Raw genomic sequence first — 26,218 nt, 5'->3', positions numbered from 1 at the left:
CGCATTTCACGTCCGGGTTCGTCGGGCTGAACATTCCGAGCGGGTTGTCCTTGAACAGCCAGGCGTGAAGGTCGTAGTGGTGGAACTCCTTCGGGATGAGCGGGTAATGCCCCTCCATCGGCCCCTGGAATGTCTGGCCGAAGAGCTTCGGCGGCTCCTTTGTGTCCGGCGTCAAGGGCACGAGCCATTCCGCGCCGACTAGGCGCAAGTCGACCGGCCGAAGCCGGGGGATGGGACTCCCAGAGTGCCGCTGCCGTATCCTGCAACGGGCGTGGCAGAGTAGTAATTTTGTCCCCAACTATGGATTGGCTTTAATTTTGCGAGAGGACCCCAGTAGTCAGACTGGGGTCCTCAACCGTGCATGACAGCGGCGTTGCTTGATCGTTGCTCGCCGGAGCCACCAGCCCAAGCGCCGCAACAAGTATCTCAATAGCTGGTCTGAAGGCTTCAAAATCGGCAGGGTTCTGCCGCTCCTCGCAGATAAAATTACAGAGGTCTCGTTTCCGCAACTTGCTAATACGGGTTACGTCCGCCGTTCGCTTTTCGATAACCTGATAGAAGCGCTCCTCGAAAACCCCTTCTGGCAGCATGTTTTCAATACCACTGCGGCATACCTTATTGTTCACATTTTCTGGGAACGTTCGAATGTGGATATTGTCGAAGTCAGCCGAAGCTTGGGGAGCATCGAAATCGAAGGCAAGAACCATAGGCGAACGCACGATTTGCGGGTTATTCTTGAGGAGCTTGGCGGCTTGAGCGAGACGGTCCTTGCCACCATCTATCGCACCTCCCGGCTGCGGCTGTCCAACCCAGTCCAATTCAATTTTGTCTAAGAGCCAGTCGAATCCCAACAGACCGGCTGCGGTTCGAAGATATCGAGGATCGGTCTCACCCTCACAAAGCACTAGGGGGCGTTCGGCTTTTGCTGCCCGTGAAGCAACCTCCTCCTCGAAGCTCTTGGTTGCCTGGAAGTACCGGAAAGAGTCGAGGAATTCGCTGAAACGTTCCGCTGTGATCTTCGTAGCGGTTGGAAGCTCGACCAATGAAAACCCCTCATCCCCGTAAACCTCAACCATTCCCAAGGGAAACAATGGGGAGTGAGACGACGCGATGAATTGAATTTTTGGGAACAGGCGCATCAAGGCGGGGAGAGCTCTGTGTTGCAGGTCTGCGTGAAGGTGCGCGTCAATTTCATCGACGAGTACTATCCCTTGCATTTCATGTGCCGGGCTAGCGATTTGCCCCGTGTCCGCATATCGCAAGATCGTTGAAAAGATCGACAATAGAGTGGCCTGACCTGCTGAAAGCGAATTCAGACTTGGCAGCAGAAGGTGGCTGTCGCCGGAGAAGATTTGGATTTTTCGACTCAGCGCGCCTCGCCCAGTTCTCACTATTCGCGCCTGCTCGTCGCCAAGAATTACGCGAACGATCCTATTTAAACTTTGAAGTACGCCAACGTTTTGAAGGGCTCCTGTCAATGATTCTTGCGCTTTAACTCGATTCAACACAAATTGCACAGCATCCAAAGATTGGTCCAAGATTACATCGACTATCCATGGCAGCAAGTCGTTGATTGTGGCGGTGACTGCTATGGGTTTAGTCAATCGATCGGCATAACGTTCCCGAAAAACCGATATTGGTTCTTCGTTCTGGGTGTTCGCCCAGAATGGCAGCTCAGAGCGGTTGGATGGGAAGAACGCGTAACACCCAGAGCGAAAGATTTTCTCTATCTGATCAACAGGTCCAACTACTGCTTTGTCGTTTCCTTCCAGGCTCCAGCTCCCAATGCCTGGGAAGGGCTGCATCCGTTCGGCAACTTCATTTATATCAAGTTTGCCTGCCTTGGTCCTGCAGCAGAACGTTGAGCCCTCATGGTCGAATTTAGTAGCGACGAGCTCAAAGTTAGCCCCGGTCCGGATGGTGGAGCCCCCGACTACGCGATAAAAGGACCTCCCACCAGACGAATTTGAAGGAGTTATGTCTGTAAAGTGTTGCGCCGCCATTTCTATCAATGCATCGGCAACTATCGACATTAGATTAGTTTTTCCCGCCCCGTTTCTCCCAACCAAGATTAGCGGTTTTGGCAGCCCTTCGGGCGTGAATTCCGGTTGGAAATCAATGTCGGTTAGCGGACCGCTATTAGCTACTAGTATGTGCCTAAGGTACAATTGGGGTGCTCTTCTACGGTTAGGCCAAAATAGGCCGCTGTCTGTTTCACAGATCAAGAAAAAGATGATTCGGTCAAGGGCGTAGACAGTGCGTCGTCGCCGTAAAAAGCGTCGAGCTCCCCGGTGCGGTCTTTTGTATTTAAGTTGCTGATGGTCGGGCCGCTAGGCAGGGCCGAAGCCGCCCCAGCTCGACCCCGCTCGATTAGAGTGCCCCAACCCCGGTGCGGGCACGAATGAGGCTTGTAGCTGGCAGCTGTGTCTTGACGGGAGGTACACCAAGGGGCTGCCAATGAGGTATACCGAGCCGTCGGCGCCTCGGGGGCGAATCCCTCGCAACTCGTTAGATTTCAAGGGTAAAGCTCGATAGGGAAAGCTGGTTCGAAATCTCCTGCCGTTCCGGCTAGGGGCACCATTTTCCTCCTGAGAAACCGCGAGCTCGGCTGGCGTTATTCCCAGGAGCCCTCCTGGGATAACTGCTATTGAGGCCGCGGCCGGCCCCTCCGACAGCCTCAGGCGGTAACGAGGTCGCTCACATTGGCCCCGGCACCATCTTGGTCGGCTGCTCAGGCATCGGAAACGGATAGTTGTCGCATTTCACGTCCGGGTTCGTCGGGCTGAACATTCCGAGCGGGTTGTCCTTGAACAGCCAGGCGTGAAGGTCGTAGTGGTGGAACTCCTTCGGGATGAGCGGATAATGCCCCTCCATCGGCCCCTGGAATGTCTGGCCGAAGAGCTTCGGCGGCTCCTTTGTGTCCGGCGTCAAGGGCACGAGCCATTCCGCGCCGACCAGGCGCAATTCGCCGCCGACCGGCTCATAGATCAGCACATTGGGGCGCGTCGGATCCGCGGTCGGGCCGACAGTCGTGACGTTGACGAAATGGATGCCCATCGCGCCCTTCGGGTAGTCCATCGCCCCCTCTACCTTTTCGCCGCTGTAGAAGACGCATCCTACCGTCGATAGATAAAGCTCGCGAATGGCAACCTTGTAGTCTTCATACCTGGACAGCGATTTACGCAGGGCATCGATCTCGGCTTTGTCGGGTTCGGCCGCCCGAGGAGTGGCGGCGTTCAGACACGCGCCAACGAGACCTGCCAAGGTGAGGATACCGACACGCCTGAGGTGAGTTGTTTTCATCATGCATTCCTCCCAGATTTTTTTCTTCTGGCCGTGCAGGACCGAGGCGGCAGTGATGCTGGACGCGCGGCCGTAATCGATCGCCTCATCCCGGTTGGGACTGCGTCGATGCTAATCCTTTCCGCTGATCGGGAGAATTAACCCTGACGACCTAGGCCCGAGCGGGCCGACGGTGCGGAGACGGACGGTCGGGCCCACTTTGGACCCCAAGCACTAGCGCCGGCGCAGCAGGCTCCTCATCCGGTTGCGCAGCAGACGCGCCATGTTGCGGGTTTCGCGGTAGAGGTGAAGCTGCGACGCCGCCTGGCGGGCGGGGCGGTCGGCGTCCGGCGTCAGCCCGATCACCAGCGTGCCCATCGGCTTGCGTTCGCTCCACAGCCGGCTCATCACCGGATGGTCGGGCACCGCGCAGGAATCGGTCATCATGATGTTGGGGTCGTCGAGATGCTGCCTGGTCACCTCGATCATCAGCAGCGTGCCCGGCGAATAGGCGGCGAGCGTCTCGTCATAGGCGGTCTTCCAGGTGTAGGCGACGCCGGCCTCGACGAAGACGATCAGGCAGGCGACGGTGCGGCCGTCGAGCGTCAGCGAATGGATGCGGCAGAGATCCTGCTCGGCCAGCCGGTGCACCGCTTCGCGGGCGAAGGCGGCGCGGTAGCGGTCGATGGCCATGGCGGTGCGCTCGCGGCCTTTCCAGCCGGCAGCCTCCAGCGTCAGGAAATTTTCGATGGCGTGGCGGATCTCGTCAGGCCCGCGCGCCACGACATGCTGCAGCCGGCCGAGGTCGGCGAGGCGGCGCTTTAGGCGGCGGAACTCGCGATAATGGTGGGCGCGCAGCGAAGCCTTCAGATATTCCTCGCCGTCGAGCGCGCTTTCGAGCACCGGGCGCTCGGCCTTGCCGGTGGTGACCAGCGTCAGGCCGCGCGTTTCGGCGACGCTGGCGAGCAGGCTCGCCACCGGGCCGTCCAGCCTTATGTCGGGCAGCACGAAGACCTTCGGCAGCTTGAGATGCGGCCTGGACAGCATCGCGAAGAAATCCTCGATGACGCCGATCGGATCGTCGCGATCGACCAGCGGCGTGCCGATCGGGCCGAACGGGCTCGACCAGGTGCGCATGACGGGAACGCCGAGCGGCACCATCGGCCGCTCGACCGAGAACGGCACCAGCAGGCGCAGCCGGTTGCGATACTGGTCACCGTCCCGGATGACGGCCAGCCGCACCTCGCGGTCCTCGAGCCTGGGCATGGCCGGCGCCAGGAAGCGCGGATTGAAGAAGACGTTGGACTCGATCGTGCGGGTACAGAGATAGTCGAGCTCCTCGACCAGGTCGAAGCCGGCGGAGGCCGGATAGATGGCAAGCTTGCGCTCGGGCCGGTTGTTGGCGAGGATCTCGACATGGGCGGGATCGGCTTCGCGGGCAAGCCCGGCAAGGCCGGACACCATGGCGCCGGCCGGGCCGCCGCTGGTTTCCTCGAGCAAGGGGACGGCAGCCATCAGGCGGCTCCTTTGGCGGGCACGAAAATGACCATGGCGATGCCGAGCTTGCGCCAGACCGTAAAGGACAGCGCGCCGGCCTCGAAGATCATGGCGAAGACGGTGGCCATCGCCGCGCCCCACAGACCGAAGAGCGGGATCAGCACGACGCTAAGCGCGATGTTGAAGGCCAGCGTCATGGCATAGACGGCGGCACAGATGTTCTGGTTGCCGCTCATGGTGAGCAGGCTTTCGCAAGGGCCGACGGCGGCCCGCGCGACGACGCCGAACACCAGCAGGAACAGCAGCGGATAGCCGGCGGAAAATTCCGGGCCGAACAGGGTCAGCATCGGCTCGCCCAGGGCCAGCACCAGCAGCGCCATCGCCAGCGACGGCCAGAAGGTCCACGACACGGTTTCGCGGGCGAAGGCGGCGAGCCTGTGCGGCTCGCCATGGGTGAACTGCGCATAGCGCTGGGCGACGCCGGCCTTGACCGCGAAATAGACGAAATGCACCAGCGCCAGCGTCTTGACGGTGGCGAAATAGACGGCGACGTCGTTGGGATCGAGATAGGCGCCGACCATCAGCACGTCGGCATTGGTGAGCAGGAAGAAGAAGCTCTCGACCAGGAAGATCGGCAGCGAGACGATGAACCATTGGCCGAAATGCAATTTCATCGGCCCGGCCGGAATCCTTTTGTCGATGCGCGACGTCACGCCGATAAGCTGGCCGAGCGTGGTGGCGTAGGTGGCGGCGATCGCGGCGAAGATCGCGGTCTTGGCGTCCGGCGCATAGCCCGCCAGCAGCATCAGCGCCATGAACGCCAGGATCAGCAGCGGCCGCACCAGGAATGTCGGCGACAGCGCAAACAGCGCCCAGGAATTGGCCCGCGCCAGCCCTTGCAGCAGGTCGGACATGGCGATCATCGGCAGGCAGATGATGCCGAGGATGAACGGCACGACATAATAGTTCTCGATAAAGGGCGACAGTAGCCAGACGCCGAGCGCGCCGAGGCCGGCGATCACCGTCGAGGCAATCAGCACGAACAGCCGGCTGGCCCGCACGATGCCGCGCAATTCGGCTAGCATGCCGCGCTCGCGATATTCGGGAATGAAGCGGATGATCGAGGTGTGGAAGCCGAGGCAGGCGAGATTGCCGACGATGACCATCGTCACCCACACGAGCACGAAAATGCCGTATTCGAACGACCCCATCCAGCGCGCCATCAAAACCTGGCTGACGAAGGCGATGACGGCGCTGACGATGCGGACCGAAAAGGCGATCAGCGACATGCGGCCGGCCTCGCCGCGCGCGCCGGCGCTGAACAGGACGGCATCGATCAGGCCAAGCAGCGGCCTTATGCGCAGCGCAACGCGCTGCGGCAGGAACCGCCCGGCTGTCGTCGCCGCGGAAAAGCGCACCCAATACTCTCCGTTTTCCGCCAATTTACAGGGGTTGGGTGTAGCGGAGACACATTAAGAAACGGTTGGGTGAGCTTTCCTTCGCCCCGTCTCTATACGGGGAGAAGGTGCCGGCAGGCGGATGAGGGGCGGCGCGCTGCTCATATTCATCATTCGCGCAACCCTTTACCCCGCTCGGTAGTGTCTCAGTTTGAAATACGCGGAAGCGCCTATCCCGTTTGCCCCATATGCGAAAACGCCTATATGCTTAGCGGAAAGCATGGCAGCAACAATGGTCTACACTGTCATCTGGTATGGAAGACAGGGCATCGTCGACAAGGTGATCTTCGACGACGAGAAGACCGCGAAAGATCATGCAACCTCCATGTTCCAAACCCGAAAGGGTGACGATGGAATCGTGTCCGTTGAAGTTCGTAAGGACAACGGCGCTGTCGTTTTTAGCCATGCGGAGAACTAGGAGTGCCCACCGGACCTAAGGCCAGAAGCGCCCCGCCGACGTGATCGGCAACGCCGTCCGCGTCCTGCGCATTGCGACAGGCGAGGAAGCTGACGATGTGATTGACGACGGCAAGGACCCCACTGCCAAGGCCCTTGGCGCAGAGCGGAAAGAAGCGGGCCGAGAATATGACGCCAGAGCGTCGCGCTGAGATCGCCAAAAAGGCTGCGGAAAAGCGTTGGGCAATCAGAAATAGCGCTTGCGTGTTAATAATTTAAACCATACGGTATGGTAAGATTCGTTAACACGGAGCTATCCACATGCCCCAAATGACCCCGACGCGCGTTCTCCGGGAAGAATGGGAGGTTCTACCGCGCCTTGAGTACCTGCAGCTTGAAAGGGCCAAGCTTCTCATTGCTCGGAACATAGCCGTCGGCGCGGCGGCTGATGCGACCCTATTTTTCCCAGCCAATGCAGCCGGGACGTTCTCTTATCACTATGGCACCTTCTCGCTTCGGAATGAGTTTGTCGGAGCCGATTGGGTTCTTGACCGGACAAATGGTGTCGAAATAATCCGGAATGAGGCAAGGCGCATCAAGATCGTCTTTGCGAACGTCGACATCGCCTGCAGCGATCACCATGACCCGAAGCCGCGTTCCAGCAAGGGAGCTGGCGCGGAGCGCCTTTGCGCGGGCAATGACCTGTTTGGTGGCCTGCCTAGCTATGCTCCGGTCCATCAAGCCGACGAGAAAGGCTGGACTGTATACTACTTGATGGTTGCTCCGGACGGGGCGGCCGAATTGAGTTGTCCCGTTGTGAAGGGCGGTCGATTTACGCATTTTGTGGAGCGGCTTTTCCTCTCGGATGGCAGTGATCTGGATGCAGAGCCGAAGCTGTCGTTTGATAGCGATGATGTCGCCGATGATTTCGACCCGAAGGTTGCTCGCAAGAAGTAATCGTCATGGCATTCAATCCGAAAAGGCTCGTCCTCGCTCGGAAACGACGGCGGATGACAGGTAAAGGACTCGCTGAAGCTGCGGGGTTGTCCCCGATTACCGTTTCGCGCATCGAAAACGGAGAAAACGAACCCGACGAGATGAGCATCGGCAAGCTTGCCACCGCGCTGGACTACCCGGCAACCTTTTTCCACCTAGATGACCCTGACGAGCTTGATACGACAGCCGTTAGCTTTCGCAGTCTTTCAAAAATGAGCGCGAAGGAACGGGATGCGGCGATCAACGCAGGACGCCTGGGTTTGGAACTTAGTGATTGGCTTGAAGAGCAATTCAGCCTGCCCGACACCAACCTTCTCGACTTAAGCTATGAAACAGACCCGGAAATGGCCGCCCGCGCTCTGCGCGGGTATTGGAATCTCGGCGAGAAACCAATCGGCAATATGCTTGGCCTGCTAGAGGTGCACGGCGTGAGGGTTTTCTCTCTGTCGGAAGCAACTAGCTCTGTCGATGCCTTTTCGTTCTGGCGCGACGAGAGGCCTTATATCTTTTTGAACAATTACAAGACGCCAGAGCATAGCATTTTCGATTCTGCCCATGAGCTATGTCATCTGGTGATGCACAGGCACGCTGGTGCGCAACGGTCACGTCTTGCCGAACGCGAGGCAAACCAATTCGCTTCGGCATTCTTGATGCCGGAACACGACGTGCGTTCACGTGTGCCCCGATTCATTACCGTAGATATTATCCTCCGTGCGAAAGCCCGCTGGCGCGTATCTGCGATGGCGATGGCGTATAGGCTTCATTCATTGAGCCTGCTCACGGAGTGGCAATACAAATCAGCCTGCATTGAACTAGGCCGCCGTGGCTATCGAACCGGTGAGCCGAACGGCATCGAGCGCGAAACGTCGGCGGTTTGGCGAAAGATTCTCGCTCATCTTTGGAGCGAGCGCATGACGAAACATGAGATCGCAGCATTGCTGCATCTCCCGCCAGACGAACTAGAGGGATTGATTTGGGGGTTGGCAGGACCGGTCGTTCGACCAGACCGCGACGATATTCTCGCGCCGCTGCGCATCATATGATGTGAGCGCCCGGCGCGAGGCTGTGCGCGACGGAGCTCCCGGCCATCGACCTGATCGATGGCGACGGACTATGCGACCTGCTCAAGGACCAGAAGATCGGCGTGCAGGTGAAGATGGTTGAGGAAATGACTGTGGACGAAGCCGCCTTCCCGGGATTTTGGCGGGTCAAGCCTGCGGGACAGCGCCCCCTCTCTGGCCTGGCCTTCGAAGCCCTACAAGCCAAGCAATTGGCTTTTTGTCCGCTGCGCGGACCGCTTCTCACTCCGCTCGGGTGGGTAGGGAGATTGGCAGTCGCCAACATCCGCGCTGCCCCTCATCCGCCCTTCGGGCACCTTCTCCCCGTATAGTGACGAGGAGAAGGAAGAGTGTCGCTTACATCCCCTTCATCGCATCACATGAAACATTCGGGTTCATATCCGCGAACACGCCGGTCGGGTTGCCCTTCCAGGCCCAGACATGCAGCTCGTAGAACGGGCCGAGGCCATAGCGGTTGGGCGCGCTGTTGAAGTTGAACAGATGTCCGTCGAGCGAGGCCGGGCCTTTCGAGGTGATGTATTCGACCGCGATCAGTTTTAGCGTCCCGTCGGCCGCCGGCTCGTACATCACCGCTTCAGGCTTGGCGACATCGACAGCGTCATCCTTGAGGTAGCCCGGATTGACGTAGTGGATGCCCATGGCGCCGCCGGTGATGCCGCTGGCGCAGGGAATCGGCGCATAGCCCTCGGCGGTTGCCGCCGCCACATTCTCGAAGCGGCTGTTGGCCGCGCGTACCATGTCGGCCAGCGGATTGCCGTCCTTTGCCTGGGCCGCGGTGGCGGCGATCGACAGGATGGCCAGGGCGGCAAGGCGCCCGGTGCAAAGATTGATGTTCATGTTCTCTCCGGTTGTTTGAGGACGCGCACCGAGCGGGTCTGCTCAACGCTGCGGCGTCCGTTGGAATTTTGCGAAACAGGTCGCTCGTCCTGTTTTCATGTCGGCCGCAGTGATGCGGCCGGTTGCACGGCTTGTTTCAGCCCGTCCAAACGGCGCGGCGGCCTAATGGTCCCACCAATAATATTCCCAGTATTCGCGCCGCTGCTCGCGGTCGGGCAGTCCGATGTCCTGCCTCAGATAATCGTCTTGCGGGGGCAGCCGGCGCCGCCTGCCCAGCAGACGCGAAGGCAGCGCCGCCGCGATCCGCCATAGACGGCCAAGCAGGGAACCGCCGGGGTTTCCCACGACAGGCGCCGGTTCGCCGACCGGCATGCCATCAGGCATGTCGCAATTGCCGCGAAGGGCAGTTTGATGCTCATCCTTTTGTCCGCCACTTGGGGTTTGCCTGCCATCAACGGTAAAAGTAGGGGTCAAGAACCCGCACCTCCGTGATCTTGTCGACAGGCAGCGAATTCTTCTGGGCGGTGCTGCGGATCGCCTCGGGCGAGGGCGCGTCGTAGATGCAGAAGCTGCGCTTCTTGTCCGGCGACACGTAGGACTGCAGCCAGGTAACGCCCTTTTCGGCATTGCGCATGACGACACCGCCCAGCGCGTCGGCGCCGGCTTCGTTCATCGGCACGTTGAGGCCGTCCGGGAATGTGCGTTCAATCAGATAGCGAGGCATCGAAGCCTTCCTTTCTCCAGTGGGTCACGCCCGGTTTGAGCGCGGCTCGACATTGATCACGCCCGGCCAGAGCGCACATCGGAACCTTTCCCCATTTTTGGCGGGACGATTCCCTATGTTGGCAGCGTTATGGACGGGAGATATGTTGGCGGGTCCATCGCGGGTCCGCCTTTTCGGCGAACTCGATCTCCGTGAGCGAATGATGCTTCTGGAACGGCAGACACAGCTGGAGCGACTCGACGGGCTGCTGGCCGATGCCGGGCGCGGCCGTGGCTGCGTCGCGGTGCTTGCTGGCGAGGCCGGGGCCGGCAAGACCGCGCTTGTCGAGGCCTTCATCGACCGGACTGTGCAAGCCACGCGCATATTCCGCAGTGCCTGCGAGGATCTGTCGATACCCGATCCGCTCGGGCCGCTCTACGATCTGGCGCGGGACGCGCAATGGGCGCTGCCGCAGGCGATCGATCATCGGCAAGGACAGAGGCTGCCGCTGTTTTCGGATGCACTCGAAATCTTCGAGACGAAGGCGCAGCCGACCCTGTTGGTGATCGAGGACTTGCACTGGGCCGATGATGCGACGCTCGATTTCGTCCGCTTTCTCGGCCGGCGCATCGCCAGCAGGCATCTCTTGCTGCTGCTGACGGCGCGCACCGATCGCAGCGAGGGACAGATGCGGGTGCGCCGCGCGCTCGGCGAGATACCGGCAGGCAGCGTCGCGCGCATCGACGTGCCGCTGCTCAGCGAGTCGGCGGTGCTGTCGCTGGCCGAGGCGGCGGGGCGTGATGGCGATGCCATCTACCGGGCGACGGCGGGCAACGCCTTTTTCGTCACCGAACTGTTGTGCAGCGGATGCGAGGAAAAAACGGCGCTGCCGGCAAGCGTGCGCGACGCGGTTCTGGCGCGCGCCGAGCGCCTGTCGGCCGGCGCCCGCTCGATGCTCGACGCGGTGTCGGTGTTCCCACGCCGGGCCGACGCCTGGGCGTTGCAAGGCCTGTGCGGCGTCGCCAGTGCCGGCCAGCTTGCCGAATGCGTCGCCAACGGCTTGCTGGAGGATCTGGGCGATGGCTATGCGTTCCGCCACGAGATCGCCCGCCGCGCCATCGAGGCGATGTTGACGACGAGCCACAGGCGGCAGTTCAACCAGCGCGCGCTGGCTGCCCTGCTCGAAAACAGTGAGGTCTCCACCGGCCGCCTCGTGCATCACGCGGTGGAGGCGCACAATCTGCAGGCAGTGCGCGAACTGGCCCCGGTTGCGGCGCGCGAGGCCTCCCGCGTCGGCGCCCATCGCGATGCGGCCGGCTTCTATGAAGCCGTGTTGCGGCAGGCCGACAGCCTGCCGGTGGAGGAGCGCACGGCGCTCTATGAGAAATATGCCTTCGAGTGCCACCTCATCGGCAAGATCGACGAGGCCATCGCCGCGCAGGACCAGGCGCGCCGGCTGCATCAGGCCCAGGGGAATACGGCGAAGGAAGGGGATTGCCTCAGATGGCTGTCGCGCTTTGCCTACCTGCTTGGCGACCGCATGGCTGCCGATGCCCTTGGCGAGCAGGCGGTTCAGCTGCTGGAGACCGCGCCGGCCGGGCCGGAACTCGCCATGGCCTATTCCAACCTCTCGCAACTGGCGATGCTGGCCGAAAGGCTCGACGACACGCTGCGGCTCGGCAACAAGGCGATTGCGCTCGCCGAACAACTGAACCGGCCCGACATCGTCTGCCACGCCCTCAACAATGTCGGCAGCGCCGAGCAGTGGCTGGATCTGGCAAACGGACGGCTGCACCTTGCCCGCAGCCTGGAGATCGCGCTGGAGCAGAATTTTCAGGAACATGCGGCGCGCGCCTTCACCAACAGCGCCTGCAGCGAGATGAACCAGCTCGGCTTCGCTGACGCGCGGTCGTTCCTCGATCGCGGCATCAACTATTGCGTCGAAAACGACCTCGTCACCTGGCGCGACTATATGCGCGGCGTGCTGGCGCAGCTGCTGCTGCGCCGGGGGCAATGGGAAGAGGCTGCCGCCGAGGCACTCGAGGTGATCGCCAACGAGCAGGCGACGATGCTGGTCCGCCATCCCGCCGTGGTGGCGATGGCAAAGCTGCGCGTGCGGCGCGGCGATCCTTCCGCCGAGCCGCTGCTTGCCGAAATGGCGCGGTTCCTCGAAAAGGGATCGGAATTGCAGCGGCTGGCGCCCTATGCGGCACTGATGGCCGAGCGGGCATGGCTTGGCCAGGGCGACCGGGAGGAGGCGTTCGGCCTGATCGCGCTGGCCGAGAGCCTGTCGACGACACGGGCGGTCTTCGGCGAGCTGGCGATGTGGCGGCAGAAGCTGGCGCCGGACTTCGATCCCGGCGACACCATCGGCATGGCTGCGCCCTACCGGCTGTTGCTCGCCGGCGACTGGCAGGCGGCGGCAGAACTATGGGCCGAGATGAACGCGCCCTACGAACGCGGGCTGGCGTTGGCAGAGGGTAACGAGACCGCGCAGCGCCTGGCGCTGGAGATTTTCGAAAGCATCGGCGCCAGGCCGGTCGCCGTTCACCTGCGCGATATCATGCGCCGCAACGGCGTCAACGGCATCGCAAGGGGGCCGCGCCGAACCACGCGCGCCAATCGCGCCGGCCTGACCCGGCGCCAGATGGAGGTGCTGCAACTGATCGAGCGCGGCTTCTCCAACAAGCGGATCGCCGAGCAGCTGACAATTTCGCCGAAGACGGTCGATCACCACGTTTCGGCGGTTCTGGGCAAGCTGGACGCGGTTTCGCGGGGTGAGGCGACGGCCGCGGCACGCGATTCAGGGCTGATTTGAGAAGCGAATAAATCAAAGGCCGGCGACCCTTCGCGCCCCCCTCTGGCCTGCCGGCCATCTCCCCACGAGGGGGGAGATTGGCAGTTTCGCCGCTTGCGACTTTTTCTTCAACCTTGGTGATTGGCGAAGACCAATGTGACGTCCGATCTCCCCCCAAATGGGGGAGATGTCCGGCAGGACAGAGGGGGGCGCTGTCCCGCAGAGCTACCAAATGAGCCGAAATCGCGGTGCCTTACGCGAACGCCCCATGGCAATGCTTGTATTTCTTGCCCGAACCACAGGGGCAAGCCTCGTTGCGGCCGACCTTGCCCCAGGTCGCCGGGTTCTTCGGGTCACGGTCTTCGGGGGCGACGATGGCGTTGGTCTCCTGGCGGACCAGGACGGCCGTCTCGCCGCCTTCGAAATCGTCCTCGCCGGTGAAGCCGTCGATATGGCTGCCGAACATGTCGGGGGCTTCGGGCGGCGGCGCATCGGCCGCCTGGCGGACCAGCTCGACGCGCATCAGCTGCGCGGTGACGGCCTGGCGCAGATTGCCCAGCATCGCCTGGAACAGTTCGAACGCTTCGCCCTTGTACTCCTGCAGCGGATCGCGCTGCGCATAGCCGCGGAAGCCGACGACCGAGCGCAGATGGTCGAGATTGACGATGTGCTCGCGCCACAGATGGTCGAGCGTCTGCAGCACCACCGAGCGCTCGACATAGGTCATCACGTCGGGGCCGAAGCGCTCGGCGCGTTCCTTGGCGGCGGCCTCGGCGGCCTGGCTGACGCGCTCGCGGATGTCGTCCTCGGCGATGCCTTCTTCCTTGACCCAGTTCTCGACCGGCAGATCGAGATTGAGGAATTCGGCGATCTCGGCCTTGAGGCCGGCGACGTTCCACTGCTCGGCATAGGCGTTTTCGGGAATATTCTTGGCGACGATCTCCTCGATGACGCCTTCGCGCATCTCGGTGATGGTCTCGGACAGGCCCTCGCCGTCCATCAGCTCGATGCGCTGTTCGAACACCACCTTGCGCTGGTCGTTCGAGACGTCGTCATATTTCAACAGGTTCTTGCGGATGTCGAAGTTGCGCGCCTCGACCTTCTTCTGCGCCTTTTCCAGCGCCTTGTTGATCCACGGATGGATGATCGCCTCGTCTTCCTTGAGGCCGAGCTTCTGCAGCATGCCGTCCATGCGCTCGGAACCGAAGATGCGCATCAGATCATCCTGCAGCGACAGGAAGAATTTCGAGCGGCCGGGATCGCCCTGGCGGCCCGAGCGGCCGCGCAACTGATTGTCGATGCGGCGCGATTCATGGCGTTCGGTGGCCAGCACGTAGAGGCCGCCGGCGGCGAGCGCCTTTTCCTTCAGCCGGGCGATGTCGTCGCGGATTTCCTTTTCCCTGGCCTCGCGCTCGGGGCCGGCCGGCATGTCGCCAAGCTCGTCGGCGATGCGCATGTCGGCATTGCCGCCGAGCTGGATGTCGGTGCCGCGGCCGGCCATGTTGGTGGCAATGGTGATGGCGCCGGGCTTGCCGGCCTGGGCGACGATCGCCGCCTCGCGCTCGTGGTGGCGGGCGTTCAGCACCTCGAAATCCTTGAAACCTTCCTTGCGCAGGCGTTCGGCCAGCTGCTCGGACTTCTCGATGGAAGTCGTGCCGACCAGCGTCGGCTGGCTCTTGGCGCGGGCTTCCTTGATCTCCTTGACGATCGCCTTGTATTTCTCCTCGACCGTCCGGTAGACCTCGTCGTCTTCGTCAATGCGGATGACCGGCAGGTTGGTCGGGATCTCGGTGACGTCGAGATTGTAGATGTTGGCGAATTCCTCGGCCTCGGTCAGCGCCGTGCCGGTCATGCCGGCGAGCTTCTTGTAGAGGCGGAAATAGTTCTGGAAGGTGACCGAGGCGAGCGTCTGGTTCTCCGGCTGGATCGCCACATGCTCCTTGGCTTCGAGCGCCTGGTGCAGGCCCTCCGAATAGCGGCGGCCGGGCATCATGCGGCCGGTGAACTCGTCGATGATGACGATCTCGCCGTTGCGCACGATATAGTCCTTGTCCCGCTGGAACAGCCGGTGCGCCTTCAGCGCGTTGTTGACGTGGTGGACGATGGCGACGTTCTCGACGTCGTAGAGCGACTCGCCCTTGAGCAGGCCGGCATCGCGCAGCATGTTCTCCAGCTTCTCGGTGCCTTCCTCGGTGAAGATCGAGGTCTTCTGCTTCTCGTCGATCTCGTAGTCCTGCGGCTGCAGCTGGATGATGAAGGTGTCGATGGTGTTGTACATTTCCGAACGGTCCTCGAGCGGACCGGAAATGATCAGCGGCGTGCGGGCTTCGTCGACCAGGATGGAATCGACCTCGTCGACGATGGCGTAGCTGTGGCCGCGCTGCACCATCTGGGCGCGCTCGTATTTCATGTTGTCGCGCAGATAGTCGAAGCCGAGCTCGTTGTTGGTGGCGTAGGTGACATCGGCAGCGTAGGCGACGCGGCGCTCCTCGTCGGACAGGCCGTGGACGATGACGCCGACCTTAAGGCCGAGGAATTTGTAGACGCGGCCCATCCATTCGGAGTCGCGCGTGGCCAGATAGTCGTTGACGGTGACGACATGGACGCCATTGCCGGCGAGCGCGTTGAGGTAGACCGGCAGCGTCGCCACCAGCGTCTTGCCTTCGCCGGTCCGCATCTCGGCAATGCCGCCATTGTGCAGCACCATGCCGCCGATCAGCTGCACGTCGAACGGCCGCATGCCGAGCACGCGGCGGGCGGCCTCGCGCACGGTGGCGAAGGCCGGCACCAGGAGGTCGTCCAGGCCGGCACCATTGGCGATGTCCTGGCGGAATTTGTCGGTGCGGGCCTGAAGCTCGGCGTCGGAAAGCGCCCGCATCTCGTTTTCCATGGCATTGATCGCCTCGACGCGCGGCCGGGTCGATTTGACCCGACGATCGTTGGAGGAGCCGAAAACCTTACGGGCGAGACCGCCGAGACTGACCATCCAATGGCCCTTTCGATAGCATTCCAAGTCATTGCGACGGGCGCCGGCCGGCCCCCATCAAATGCGCGTGAACGCGGACAAACGCAAAAAGCGCCCGGAAAACGGTTCTGGACGCAAAGTCGTTGGACAGATAAGAGGGGGCTCATTCGATGTCAACGCCGCGCTCGCCCTGTCGACCGCGCCAAATTCCGCCACAATCCTGCTGGTCTGGAAGCCATTCCGCTCTAGCTACCCCGCTTTGGAGATAATCGTAATGTCAGTATTGTTCCGCCGCGCGTCGCTCGCCAGCCTTGGTCTGGCATTCGGGCTATCGGCCCTCTCGCTGTCGCCGCTGATGGCGCAGGAAGCCGCCCCTGCCCAGCCGGCAGCACCCGCTCCGGCGGCCAAGCCGGTCGATCCGAACGCCGTGGTCGCCACCGTCAACGGCCAGACGCTGACCGAGGCAGACCTTGGGCTTGCCGAGGGCGAGCTGTCGCAGCAGTTCGCGCAGCTTCCGCCCGAGCAGCGCCGCGCCGCGGCGCTTTCGGCGGCGATCGAAATCCGCGTCATGGCGGCTCAGGCGGTGACCACCGGCCTCGACAAGGATCCCGACTTCCAGCGCCGCATGGCCTTCCTGCAGCAGCGCGCGCTGCATGGCGAAATGGTCGAGAAGGGCGTCGTCGACAAAGTTACCGATGCCGAGGTCCGCGCCCGCTACGACCAGGAAATCGCCAACACGCCGCCCAGCAACGAGGTGCACGCCCGTCACATCCTCGTGAAGACGAAGGAAGAGGCAGACGCCATCATCAAGCAGCTCGACGGCGGCGCCGACTTCCAGAAACTCGCCAACGAGCACACCAGCGATCCGAGCGGCAAGACCAGCGGCGGCGATCTCGGCTGGTTCGGGCCTGGCCAGATGGTGCCGGAATTCGACAAGGCGGTATTTGCGCTGGCGGTCGGCAAATATACCGAGCAGCCGGTGCAGTCGCAGTTCGGCTGGCACGTCATCAAGGTCGAGGACAAGCGCACCAAGCAGCCGCCGGCCTTCGACGAGGTCAAGGACCAGGCCCGCCAGGCGGTCATCCGCGACAAGTATTTCGCGCTGGTCAAGTCGCTGCGCGCCAACGCCAAGGTCGACATCCCCGATGCGAACCTGAAGAAGACGGTCGACGCGCTGGAAAGCGCCAAATAGGCCAGATTGGGCTACGACAGGGCGCGCTGCCGCCCTGTCGCTTCTATTTGGTAGGGCGAGCGATGATGCGTCGACGCCGCCGCCGGACCGGCGTGGCGTCGCCGGCATCGTCAGCGACGATGCCTTTCAAGACATAGCCGACCGCCCTGCGTAAGATCGCCTCGTCCTCGTCCAGGCGGTCTGTCAGAAGGTGCGCCCAGGCAAACGAGGCGATCAAGTCGGCGACGACAGTGGCATCGACATCGGCTGCCACCTCTCCCCTTGCCTTGGCGCGTTCGACCATCTGGCCGGTGTGGATGCGACGCCCTCTTGCGTATTCGGCGAGGGCGGCGGCGGCTTTTTCGTCCGACTGCGCCTCGGCAATCAGCGATCTGAACACGCTGCCCGACGATGTGTCGCGCCAATGCGCAAACAAGCTCTTCAGGAAGCCGACGAGATCCTCCGCAAGGTTCCCGGTATCGGGATTGTCGACGCGCTTTTGCCGCTGGTAAACGTCGAGCAGCAAGGCGGCCTTGCTTGGCCACCAGCGATAGATCGTCGGTTTTCCGGCGCGTGCGCGGCGCGCCACCGCCTCGATCGAGAAGCCGGAATAGCCGGCTTCGACCAGTACCGCCTCGGCGGCATCGAGAATGGCATCGGCGCTTTCCGGGCTGCGCCGTGCGCCAGCCGACTTGCGCCCGGGATCGGTGGTTTCGCCCATCTCTTCTTCCTTACCCGCGATTTCAGCAGCCATCATATACAACTCTTGACGAAACGGAACGATCCGTTTTATATGTAACGGAACGTTCCGTAACGATAAGGAGAACGCCAATGACCTCGACCGCCGCCACGTTTTTTCGCGCCTGCGCTTCGCCGTGCTGGTGCTGCTCGGCGTCTATCCGCTGATCACTGCCATTCTGTAAGTGGTTTTTCCGCTGACGCAGGAATGGCAAATCTGGCAGCGCACGCTGGTCATCGCGCCGCTGATGGTCTCGATCATGATCTGGGGACTGATTCCGGGCGTGCAGCGGGCGTTTCGCGGGTTCATCAACCCAGCGGTCCGCTGATGTTCATTCCAGCGCTTGCGACGTTTCCGACGCAACGCGCCACGCGCCATCGGCCAGCACGAGTTCCAGCGTCACCCGCGCCTTGCCGGTCAGGCGCTGCGCCGATTTGTCCTTCGGCACATAGTCGTAGCGCATGGCGAAAACCGCGTCGGCACGGTCCTTGCCGTGCGGCGTCACCTCAAGGCTGCCGGGCTCGAGACCGAACGACCACGATGCCCATTGCGCGAACCAGTCGGTCTTGACCTTGACGATCGCCTCGCTGTCGTAGCGCGTGCCGTAGATGATGGCCGACGAACCGTAGAGCCGCTTGACGGTTTCGTGCATTCTCCTGGCATCAGGCGCCAGATAGTCCTCGCGCAGGAACTGCTCGATGGCGCTCTTGTCGCCGACGGAGCGTTCGAGCGCAGCCACCTGCGAAGCGGGAGCCGGGCTGACAGCCGGTTTCGGTTGCTGGGCAGTGTCTCCGCCCGGCACGAACTCGAAACGCTCGAGCAGCGATCCCTGCTCCCAGGGACGCTGCGCCTCGCGCGTTGCGGAAACGACGTCGCGGCGCACCGCGATCATCATGTCGTTGATGCTCTGTCCGGGCTCCGCCATATGCCGCAAAAGTGCGGCCGCAAAGGGCGAGTTGCGCCCCGTCCCGTCCATTGCCACGGCGCCGGGTGCCGTCGAGAAGGCGATGAACGAGCCGCGCGTCGACTCGAACTGGGCAAGGCCGGCGAGAGCCGTCGCCGAGCGCGTCGTGGCGCTGCGGCTGAGACTTCGGGCAAACGGGTTGTTGCGGCAGGCATCGAGGAAGACCAGGCTGACTTTGGCCTGCTGCTCCATGATGTCGAGAACCTCGTCGATCGGCACCGCCTCGAGCTGCAGCTTGACCGGCATGTCCAGCCTGGCGTCGACCGGCACGATGAAGTTGCGCCCGTCGACCTGCAGGCCGTGGCCGGCATAGTAGAACAGCCCGGCACCGGCACCTTGCAGCGCATCTGAGAATTCGCCGATCTTGCGTTCGAGCTCGCGCTTGCCGAGATCGTTGCCTTCGATCACCTCGAAACCGATGGCGCGCAGCTTGTCGGCGATGTCGAGCGCATCGTTGACGGGATTGGCCAGCGTGCCGGCTTCGGCGTAGCTGCCGTTGCCGACCACAAGCGCCACGCGCCGCGCCGTCTGAGCATCGGCGCACAGCAGCAAAAAGCCCAGAAACGCCAGTGCCAAGACCACAAGCCTGCCCATGGGGCAGGATCATAGCGCTATCGGTCGCAGCGACACCAACAAATTTGCAGCAGCCTGCTTGCTGCATGAGGCGGTGTCAGGCGTCCGGCACCCGTAACGGCTGTGAAACGCCTTGCGCCGGCGCGTGCTATCGGGCAAACCGGCGTTCCTTTCGCGATTTTTCCCGCCCGGGGTCTTCCATGTCCACACAGGTTTCGCCGCTCGCGCCGAAGAAATATGCCAAGATGCCGGCCATCGAGGGCGTGCGCATCGCCACCGCCGAGGCCGGCATAAAATACAAGAACCGCACCGACCTGCTGGCCATGGTGTTCGACGCCGGCACGACCGTCGCCGGCGTGTTCACCAGGTCGAAATGCCCGTCGGCGCCGGTCGACTTCTGCCGGCAGAACCTCACGGCGGGCAAGGCGCGCGTGCTGGTCGTCAATTCCGGCAACGCCAATGCCTTTACCGGCCAGAAGGGCCGCGCCTCGACCGCACTCACGGGCGAGGTGGCGGCGAAGGCGGCCGACTGCACAGCGGGCGAGGTGTTCCTGGCCTCGACCGGCGTGATCGGCGAACCGCTCGACGCCGGCAAGTTCAGCCATCTGCTGGCCGGTCTGGTCAAGGACGGCAAGCCGGAATTGTGGACCGAAGCCGCCAAGGCGATCATGACCACCGACACCTATCCCAAACTGGCGACCGCGACGGTCAAGCTCGGCGATGCCGACGTCACCATCAACGGTATCGCCAAGGGCGCCGGGATGATCGCGCCCGACATGGCGACGATGCTTTCCTTCATCGCCACCGATGCGCCGATCGCAGCACCCGTGCTGCAGGACCTCCTGTCGCGCGGTACGGCCAAGACCTTCAACGCGGTTACCGTCGATAGTGACACCTCGACCAGCGACACGCTGCTGATGTTCGCCACGGGTGCTGCCGCCAGGCGCGGCGCGCCGGCAATTTCCGACCCCAAGGATGCGCGCCTCGGCGCCTTCCGCCGTGCCCTCGGCAAGGTGCTGAAATCGCTGGCACTGCAGGTGGTGCGCGACGGCGAGGGCGCCCGCAAGCAGGTCGAGGTCACCGTCACCGGGGCCAAATCGGCCCGCTCGGCCAAGCGCATCGCGCTGTCGATCGCCAATTCGCCGCTGGTCAAGACGGCAGTCGCCGGCGAGGACGCCAATTGGGGCCGCGTCGTCATGGCCGTCGGCAAGGCCGGCGAACCGGCCGACCGCGACCTTCTGTCGATCTGGTTCGGCGACAACCGCCTGGCCTATCAGGGCGAGCGCGACGCCGCCTATTCCGAGGAGGCGACTTCGGCGTATATGAAGCGCGACGAGATCCGCATCCGCGCCGATATCGGCATCGGCCGCGGCAAGGCGACGGTGTGGACCTGCGATCTCACCAAGGAATATGTCGCCATAAACGGCGATTATCGGAGCTGATGGCGTTGGCTTCCAGACATCCGGCAAGCGTGTTGGCGATCGTGCGCCGCTATGAGGCGGCCGGATTTCGCGCCTGGCCGGCGGCCGCCGTCCATTATGACGGCACCTGGGTGGTGCGGCTGACGGCCGGCCATCCGGCCAAGCGGCTGAATTCGGTCAATCCGCTCGATCCGGGCGACATCCAGCACATTGCCGAGCGCATCGGTCGCGCCAGCCGTCGGTTCGACGCCTATGGCAGGCCGCTGACCTTTCGCATCTCGCCGCTGTCGGGGCCGGATCTTTCGAAGTACCTCGACGGCGAGGGCTGGAGCATATTCGCGGAGTCGCTGGTCATGCGGCTGCCGCTGGCGGACGCCACGCTCGACGACGCCATGGACCAGATTCCGTTGAAGGACATCAGCCGTTTCATCGGCGCGGCGCTCAAGGTGAGCGGCTCGGATGTGTCGCTGCGGCCGGGCCTGTCGGAGATCATCGGCGCCATCCAGCCGGAGGCCGGGCTGTTTGCGCTGGAGGCCGGCAGCGAACCGCTGGCAACGTTGATCTGCGTGCATGACGGCGACCTTGCCGGCCTGTTCGAGATTGCCACCGACAGGTCGGTGCGCAACCAGGGCCATGGCCGCCATCTCATCCGGTCGGCGCTGAAATGGGCGCGGCTGCGCGGGGCGCGGGAAGCCTGGCTGCAGGTCGAGGCTGACAACGCGCCGGCGCTGGCGCTCTACCGTTCGCTCGGATTCGACGAAGTCTATCGCTATCGCTATCGCCGGCCACCCGGCGCATGAGCGGCTTGGATACGATCGGCAAACGCCTGCTCCTGGTCGCGGCCTGCGCGCTGGTCGATGCCGACGGGCGCGTGCTTTTGGCGCAGCGGCCCGAAGGCAAGCAACTCGCCGGCCTGTGGGAGTTTCCGGGCGGCAAGGTCGAGCCCGGTGAGACGCCGGAACAATGCCTGATCCGCGAATTGTACGAGGAGATCGGCATCGAAACCGACATCCCTTGCCTGGCGCCACTCACCTTCGCCAGCCATTCCTACGATGATTTTCACCTGCTGATGCCGCTGTTCGTCTGCCGTCGATTCCGCGGCATTGCCCAGCCGAAGGAAGGCCAGGTGCTGAAATGGGTGCGGCCGCGCCAGATGCGCGATTTTCCAATGCCGCCGGCCGATGCCCCGCTGATCCAGTTCCTCATCGATCTGCTGTAACGGCCGACCTGCCGTAAATCGGGCAGCGCCGCAACGCGCTGGCAGCAGCGTTAATGAAAGATTTATCTGACCGTGAAAAATTGACGCTAGGCGGTTACGCCGATTCCACCGCTGGGGAGCGATTTGCATGAGCCTTGAAAAGGACTGGGACTCGCCTTGGCCCGACCGCCTTCCTGGCGCCGCCAATGCCGGCATGGGAATATTGCGCATCGCCCTCTTGTTCGGCTCGGCCGCGGTGGCTCTGGCCTTGATCGCGACGCCCTACCTCGACAGCCGGACCCGCTCGCAGTTTGCCCGCGACGGGCTTGATACGATGAGCACCGGCTCGATCGGCCAGCGCGATAGCTATACGCTACGCAAGAGCGTGCTGCAGCCGCTGCCCAGTTCGGTCTGCGTTATACGGGCCGATGGCAGAAGCAGCGGCGACTGCTGACTCCTCAACAGATCTCTAGGATTCGGCTGTTTCCTAGAATGCAGCAGGTTCACCGCGCGTTAAGCCTGTCGCATTAACCTTTCTTAACGGGTCGGCGCTAGGTTCGGGCAAGAGGGATGGGCGCCCATGAAAATCTTGCTGCAACGATTTTTAGACGACGAGAGGGGTGCGACGGCTATCGAATATGGTTTGATCGTCGCCGTGCTGTCGCTTGCCATTGTCGCTGGTATTGGCCAGGCTGCCGGCGCCATCCAGTGGTTGTTCAGCGACAACAGCAGCAAGCTTGCCAACGCTTTTGCACAGTGACCCGCTTAGCTTTTGCGTGGGATACGCTTAGCTTTTGCGCAAGGATACGCTCAGGGGCCGCCGGGGTTTTCCAGGATTGTCTTCAGCGATATTTTTGCGGAGCCCGGCTTCAGCGGCTTTTGCTGAGAGGCATCGGGCGCCCAGCCTGACATCCAGACCACCGAGAAACTCGCCCTGACGCGGCGATCGGCATCCGAAAACCGCTCCGCATAGATTTCGGCGGCGCGCGCGAACAGCGCTCGCGTGCCCGGCCGCCTGCTGCGGTCGACAAGCGCGCTGGTCTCGCCCATGGCGCGCAGGTCGGCGACCAGGCCAAATAGCGAATCGTAGCGCACCGTGATCGTCTCGACGTCGGCAACCGGCAGTGCCAGGCCGGCGCGCTGCAGCAGCGCGCCGGCGTCGCGGACGTCGGTGAACGGGATCACACGCGGGCTGGCGCCGCCATAGAGCTCGGTCTCGGCGGCAAGCAGGCTTTCGCGCAGTTCGGAGAGCGTGCCTGTGCCGGCGAAGGCGCCGAGGAAAAGCCCGTCCGGCTTCAGCGCCCGGCGGACCTGCACCAGCATGCCGGGAATGTCGTTCATCGCCTGCAGCGACAGCAGCGAGACTGCGAGGTCGAGGCTTTCCGGCTCGAATGGCACGGTTTCCAACGGCGCCAACAGTCCTGGCTGGCCACCCAGGAAAGCGGCGTCGGCCTCGACGCGCACGTTTTCCGTCACCTTGCCGCTTTCGGCGAGCACCTCTGCTGCTGCCGGCGTCTGGCAAAACAATGAGGCCGCCTTGCCGAACCTGCGTTCGACGGCGCCGAGCCGGTCGGCAAGATCCTCGGCCGCCCGCCGCATGAGGAAATCCGCGCCGGCGATGGGACGGGTCAGTGCCCGGCGCTTGCGCGCCAGCCAGAGCGAGGTGTCAATTACAGGCTGCAATGGGCAGGTCCTTGTGCTTCGCTCTCTGATATAGTGATGCGGAGGACCAACCACGTGGCCGATCCCATGCCAGAGATCAAGCGTAGTGCGATCAAGAGCATTGCCCGCAAGGCATTGGGCTGGCCAGCGCGCCTCTTGTTCCCGCCGGTCTGTGCCGGCTGCCGCCGCCATGTCTCGCAGCCCGGCGTGTTGTGCGGCGCCTGCTGGCCGAAACTCAGGCTGCTGGAACGGCCGTGGTGCCCGGTGATGGGCACGCCGTTCACCCACAATATGGGTGAGGGTTTCCTGTCGGCGGAGGCGATAGCCGACCCGCCGCCGTTCGAGCGCGCGCGGGCGGCGGTCGCCTATTCCGGCGTTGCCCGCCAGATGGTGCAAGGGCTGAAATACCAGGACCGCACCGATCTGGCGCCGTGGATGGCGCGCTGGATGCTTCGCGCCGGTGCCGAGCTCATCGCCGAGGCCGACGTGGTCGTGCCGGTGCCGCTGCACTGGCGGCGTTTCTTCCGACGGCAGTTCAACCAGTCGGCGGAACTGGCGCGGGCGGTGGCGCAGCTCGGGGAGCGGCCTTTCGCGCCATCAGCCATCAGGCGCGTCAAACTCACGCGCCAGCAGGTCGGGCTTGAGCGGCGGGAACGCGAGGAAAATGTTCGCGCCGCATTCAAAGTGCCTGATGAGGCGGAGATCGAAATCGCCGGCCGCCGGGTGCTGCTGATCGACGATGTCTACACCACCGGCGCCACCGTCCGCGCGGTCGCCAAGGCGTTGAAGAAGGGCGGTGCCGGCGCGGTCGACGTACTGACCTTTGCGCGTGTGCTGCCGGGGGACTTTCGGGCCGACGAATCGGCGCCTATATAGCCTAGGAACGAGGCAGGATTGCTGACCGATGGTCGATGTGACGATCTACACGCGGATGATGTGCGGCTATTGCACCGCGGCCAAGCGGCTGCTCGACAGGAAGGGTGTGACCTACACCGAGCACGACGCCTCGTTCTCGCCGGAGCTGCGCCAGGAGATGATCTCCCGCGCTCACGGCCGTTCCACCTTTCCGCAGATATTCATCGGCGACACGCATGTCGGCGGCTCTGACGATCTCCACGAATTGGAGGCGGAAGGACGGCTGGACAAATTGCTCGCCAACGGCTCGGCCAGATAAGGACATGACGATGGGTGGTTTCAAGGCGGCGGCGATCCAGATGCGTTCGGGAACCAGCCCGGAGCGCAATGCGGTCGATCTGGAACGGCTGGTGCGCGAGGCGGCAGGCCTTGGCGCGACCTATATCCAGACGCCGGAAATGACCGGCGCGCTGATCCGCGACAGCCAGGCATGGGCCGCTTCCTTCACCTCCGAGGACAAGGACATCGTCGTCTCGACGTCGCGGCGGCTGGCCAAGGAGCTCGGCATTTTCCTGCATATCGGCTCGACCGCCATTCTGCGCGCCGACGGCAAGCTTGCCAACCGCGCCCTTCTGTTCGGGCCGGACGGCGCCAGGATTGCCACCTACGACAAGATCCACATGTTCGACGTCGATCTCGACAATGGCGAGAGCTGGCGCGAATCCGCCGCCTATGAGCCTGGCACCGAGGCCGTCGTCGCCGAAGTCAATGGCGCGAAGCTCGGCTTTGCCGTCTGCTACGATCTGCGCTTTCCGCAGCTGTTCCGTGCCGAGGCGCTGGCCGGCGCCGATCTGCTTTCGGTGCCCGCCGCCTTCACCCGCCAGACCGGCGAAGCGCATTGGCACGTGCTGCTCAGGGCGCGCGCCATCGAGAACGGCGCCTATGTGGTTGCCGCCGCGCAAGGCGGCGTGCACGAGGACGGCCGCGAAACCTATGGCCATTCGCTGATCGTCGATCCCTGGGGCCGCATCGTCGCCGAAGCTGCGCATGACGAGCCGGCGGTGATCGTCGCCGAGATCGACCCGGCGCAGTCAGTCGCTGCGCGCAAAAAGATACCGAATCTCAAAAACGCACGCGATTTTGCCGTAAACGCCGGTTCGGCGGAGGCAATGCCGCTCAGGGGTGCCGCCTCTTGATCCGCTTTTCCCTGATCTGCGAACACGAGCACGAATTCGAGGCCTGGTTCCGCAGCAACGACGATTTCGACACCCAGAAGAGGCGCGGTTTCGTCGATTGCCCGGCCTGCGGCTCGCACAAGGTCGACAAGGCGCTGATGGCGCCTGCCGTCTCCACCGGGCGCAAGCGCGAAAGCATCGCGCTGGCCATGGGCGAGGCGCAGAAGCAGGCGCTGGCGCAGCTCAAGGCGCTGGCCGACAAGGTGCGCGAGAATGCCGACTATGTCGGCGACAAATTTGCCGAGGAAGCGCGCAAGATCCATTTCGGCGAAAGCGATCCGCGCGGCATCTATGGCGAGGCGACGCTGGACGAGGCCAAGAGCCTCGCCGAAGACGGCGTCGAGTTCATGCCTATTCCAAGCTTCCCCGACGACCGCAACTGAGGAAAGTC

26 protein-coding genes and 1 pseudogene are annotated in these 26,218 nt (G+C 63.1%); 15 read left to right on the top strand and 12 right to left on the bottom strand.

The window, feature by feature from the left end:
* From NKI17_RS32015 to NKI17_RS31995, 5 genes and pseudogenes are all read right to left on the bottom strand, one after another.
* Positions 1 to 208, bottom strand: a pseudogene (locus NKI17_RS32015) (hypothetical protein); the annotation flags it as partial.
* 103 nt (positions 209 to 311) lie between these two features.
* Positions 312 to 2,033, bottom strand: coding sequence for an AAA family ATPase (locus tag NKI17_RS32010; RefSeq protein ID WP_352703609.1), 1,722 nt, complete (start codon positions 2,031 to 2,033; stop codon positions 312 to 314).
* Between the two features lie 664 nt (positions 2,034 to 2,697).
* A complete protein-coding gene (locus NKI17_RS32005) occupies positions 2,698 to 3,306 on the bottom strand; it encodes a hypothetical protein (protein ID WP_023677966.1) in 609 nt (202 codons plus the stop codon).
* 210 nt (positions 3,307 to 3,516) lie between these two features.
* Positions 3,517 to 4,797, bottom strand: a complete 1,281-nt coding sequence (locus NKI17_RS32000; protein ID WP_352633888.1) for a GNAT family N-acetyltransferase — start codon at positions 4,795 to 4,797, stop codon at positions 3,517 to 3,519.
* The gene (locus tag NKI17_RS31995) at positions 4,797 to 6,197 is read right to left on the bottom strand and encodes a lipopolysaccharide biosynthesis protein (RefSeq protein ID WP_352907386.1); all 1,401 of its coding nucleotides are present in this window, start codon (positions 6,195 to 6,197) and stop codon (positions 4,797 to 4,799) included. Before NKI17_RS31995 ends, NKI17_RS32000 begins: the two co-directional genes overlap by 1 nt.
* A gap of 259 nt (positions 6,198 to 6,456) precedes the next feature.
* On the opposite strand from NKI17_RS31995, the gene NKI17_RS31990 reads away from it, so the two are divergent.
* The 3 genes from NKI17_RS31990 to NKI17_RS31980 all read left to right on the top strand — a co-directional run bounded on the left by NKI17_RS31990 (position 6,457) and on the right by NKI17_RS31980 (position 8,671).
* Positions 6,457 to 6,654 carry a hypothetical protein gene (locus NKI17_RS31990; RefSeq protein WP_023721050.1) on the top strand — a complete coding sequence of 66 codons (198 nt, stop codon included), beginning with the start codon at positions 6,457 to 6,459 and terminating at the stop codon, positions 6,652 to 6,654.
* 299 nt (positions 6,655 to 6,953) lie between these two features.
* Positions 6,954 to 7,589, top strand: a complete 636-nt coding sequence (locus tag NKI17_RS31985; protein ID WP_352577175.1) for a hypothetical protein — start codon at positions 6,954 to 6,956, stop codon at positions 7,587 to 7,589.
* A 5-nt stretch (positions 7,590 to 7,594) separates the two neighbouring features.
* Complete coding sequence (locus NKI17_RS31980; RefSeq protein ID WP_352577173.1) at positions 7,595 to 8,671, top strand: ImmA/IrrE family metallo-endopeptidase; 1,077 nt, start codon at positions 7,595 to 7,597, stop codon at positions 8,669 to 8,671.
* A gap of 372 nt (positions 8,672 to 9,043) precedes the next feature.
* Here NKI17_RS31980 and NKI17_RS31975 read toward each other — a convergent pair whose 3' ends face one another.
* The 3 genes from NKI17_RS31975 to NKI17_RS31965 all read right to left on the bottom strand — a co-directional run bounded on the left by NKI17_RS31975 (position 9,044) and on the right by NKI17_RS31965 (position 10,268).
* Positions 9,044 to 9,544, bottom strand: a complete 501-nt coding sequence (locus NKI17_RS31975) for a hypothetical protein (RefSeq protein WP_352577171.1) — start codon at positions 9,542 to 9,544, stop codon at positions 9,044 to 9,046.
* 162 nt (positions 9,545 to 9,706) lie between these two features.
* Positions 9,707 to 9,928: a hypothetical protein gene (locus tag NKI17_RS31970; protein WP_352471339.1), complete on the bottom strand. Its 222-nt coding sequence runs from the start codon at positions 9,926 to 9,928 to the stop codon at positions 9,707 to 9,709.
* Between the two features lie 67 nt (positions 9,929 to 9,995).
* Positions 9,996 to 10,268, bottom strand: coding sequence for a DUF4242 domain-containing protein (locus tag NKI17_RS31965; protein ID WP_023677971.1), 273 nt, complete (start codon positions 10,266 to 10,268; stop codon positions 9,996 to 9,998).
* A 142-nt stretch (positions 10,269 to 10,410) separates the two neighbouring features.
* Between NKI17_RS31965 and NKI17_RS31960 the strand changes: the two genes are divergently transcribed.
* A complete protein-coding gene (locus NKI17_RS31960) occupies positions 10,411 to 13,065 on the top strand; it encodes a helix-turn-helix transcriptional regulator (RefSeq protein ID WP_352907385.1) in 2,655 nt (884 codons plus the stop codon).
* 232 nt (positions 13,066 to 13,297) lie between these two features.
* Here NKI17_RS31960 and secA read toward each other — a convergent pair whose 3' ends face one another.
* Positions 13,298 to 16,030 (bottom strand): preprotein translocase subunit SecA, encoded by a 2,733-nt coding sequence (gene secA, locus NKI17_RS31955; protein ID WP_352907384.1) that lies wholly within the window; start codon positions 16,028 to 16,030, stop codon positions 13,298 to 13,300.
* Between the two features lie 253 nt (positions 16,031 to 16,283).
* On the opposite strand from secA, the gene NKI17_RS31950 reads away from it, so the two are divergent.
* Positions 16,284 to 17,201, top strand: coding sequence for a peptidylprolyl isomerase (locus tag NKI17_RS31950; RefSeq protein ID WP_352907383.1), 918 nt, complete (start codon positions 16,284 to 16,286; stop codon positions 17,199 to 17,201).
* A gap of 43 nt (positions 17,202 to 17,244) precedes the next feature.
* On the opposite strand, the gene NKI17_RS31945 is transcribed toward NKI17_RS31950, so the two are convergent.
* Entirely contained in the window at positions 17,245 to 17,901 is a 657-nt protein-coding gene (locus NKI17_RS31945; RefSeq protein ID WP_352907387.1) for a TetR/AcrR family transcriptional regulator, read from the bottom strand.
* Positions 17,902 to 18,103: 202 nt separating this feature from the next.
* Between NKI17_RS31945 and NKI17_RS31940 the strand changes: the two genes are divergently transcribed.
* The gene (locus NKI17_RS31940) at positions 18,104 to 18,247 is read left to right on the top strand and encodes a putative antibiotic biosynthesis monooxygenase (protein ID WP_352682998.1); all 144 of its coding nucleotides are present in this window, start codon (positions 18,104 to 18,106) and stop codon (positions 18,245 to 18,247) included.
* 3 nt (positions 18,248 to 18,250) lie between these two features.
* On the opposite strand, the gene NKI17_RS31935 is transcribed toward NKI17_RS31940, so the two are convergent.
* Entirely contained in the window at positions 18,251 to 19,477 is a 1,227-nt protein-coding gene (locus NKI17_RS31935) for a caspase family protein (RefSeq protein WP_352907382.1), read from the bottom strand.
* Between the two features lie 179 nt (positions 19,478 to 19,656).
* On the opposite strand from NKI17_RS31935, the gene argJ reads away from it, so the two are divergent.
* The 5 genes from argJ to NKI17_RS31910 all read left to right on the top strand — a co-directional run bounded on the left by argJ (position 19,657) and on the right by NKI17_RS31910 (position 22,835).
* Positions 19,657 to 20,898, top strand: coding sequence for a bifunctional glutamate N-acetyltransferase/amino-acid acetyltransferase ArgJ (gene argJ, locus NKI17_RS31930; protein ID WP_352570526.1), 1,242 nt, complete (start codon positions 19,657 to 19,659; stop codon positions 20,896 to 20,898).
* Positions 20,898 to 21,677 (top strand): GNAT family N-acetyltransferase, encoded by a 780-nt coding sequence (locus NKI17_RS31925; RefSeq protein WP_352570524.1) that lies wholly within the window; start codon positions 20,898 to 20,900, stop codon positions 21,675 to 21,677. The genes argJ and NKI17_RS31925 overlap by 1 nt, the downstream gene beginning before the upstream one ends.
* Positions 21,674 to 22,096: a (deoxy)nucleoside triphosphate pyrophosphohydrolase gene (locus tag NKI17_RS31920; protein ID WP_023677979.1), complete on the top strand. Its 423-nt coding sequence runs from the start codon at positions 21,674 to 21,676 to the stop codon at positions 22,094 to 22,096. Before NKI17_RS31925 ends, NKI17_RS31920 begins: the two co-directional genes overlap by 4 nt.
* Positions 22,097 to 22,223: 127 nt before the next feature.
* Complete coding sequence (locus NKI17_RS31915; RefSeq protein WP_023677980.1) at positions 22,224 to 22,529, top strand: hypothetical protein; 306 nt, start codon at positions 22,224 to 22,226, stop codon at positions 22,527 to 22,529.
* A 126-nt stretch (positions 22,530 to 22,655) separates the two neighbouring features.
* Positions 22,656 to 22,835 carry a Flp family type IVb pilin gene (locus NKI17_RS31910; protein WP_352456654.1) on the top strand — a complete coding sequence of 60 codons (180 nt, stop codon included), beginning with the start codon at positions 22,656 to 22,658 and terminating at the stop codon, positions 22,833 to 22,835.
* A gap of 50 nt (positions 22,836 to 22,885) precedes the next feature.
* Here the strand turns inward: NKI17_RS31910 and NKI17_RS31905 are convergent, their stop codons facing one another.
* The gene (locus tag NKI17_RS31905; protein WP_352907381.1) at positions 22,886 to 23,758 is read right to left on the bottom strand and encodes a methyltransferase domain-containing protein; all 873 of its coding nucleotides are present in this window, start codon (positions 23,756 to 23,758) and stop codon (positions 22,886 to 22,888) included.
* Between the two features lie 54 nt (positions 23,759 to 23,812).
* On the opposite strand from NKI17_RS31905, the gene NKI17_RS31900 reads away from it, so the two are divergent.
* From NKI17_RS31900 to NKI17_RS31885, 4 genes are read left to right on the top strand one after another with little or no spacing between them, the layout of a single operon-like run.
* Positions 23,813 to 24,613 (top strand): ComF family protein, encoded by an 801-nt coding sequence (locus NKI17_RS31900; protein WP_352570523.1) that lies wholly within the window; start codon positions 23,813 to 23,815, stop codon positions 24,611 to 24,613.
* A gap of 28 nt (positions 24,614 to 24,641) precedes the next feature.
* The gene (grxC, locus tag NKI17_RS31895; RefSeq protein WP_352491813.1) at positions 24,642 to 24,911 is read left to right on the top strand and encodes a glutaredoxin 3; all 270 of its coding nucleotides are present in this window, start codon (positions 24,642 to 24,644) and stop codon (positions 24,909 to 24,911) included.
* Between the two features lie 10 nt (positions 24,912 to 24,921).
* Positions 24,922 to 25,788, top strand: a complete 867-nt coding sequence (locus NKI17_RS31890; RefSeq protein WP_352570521.1) for a carbon-nitrogen hydrolase family protein — start codon at positions 24,922 to 24,924, stop codon at positions 25,786 to 25,788.
* Positions 25,785 to 26,210: a DUF1178 family protein gene (locus NKI17_RS31885; RefSeq protein ID WP_352471325.1), complete on the top strand. Its 426-nt coding sequence runs from the start codon at positions 25,785 to 25,787 to the stop codon at positions 26,208 to 26,210. Before NKI17_RS31890 ends, NKI17_RS31885 begins: the two co-directional genes overlap by 4 nt.
* Positions 26,211 to 26,218 lie beyond the last annotated feature (8 nt).

The organism is Mesorhizobium sp. M0816, from assembly GCF_040320005.1.
Lineage (GTDB): Bacteria > Pseudomonadota > Alphaproteobacteria > Rhizobiales > Rhizobiaceae > Mesorhizobium.
The sequence above is the reverse complement of the archived record's forward strand: the minus strand, read 5'-3'. Positions and strand labels throughout refer to the sequence as shown.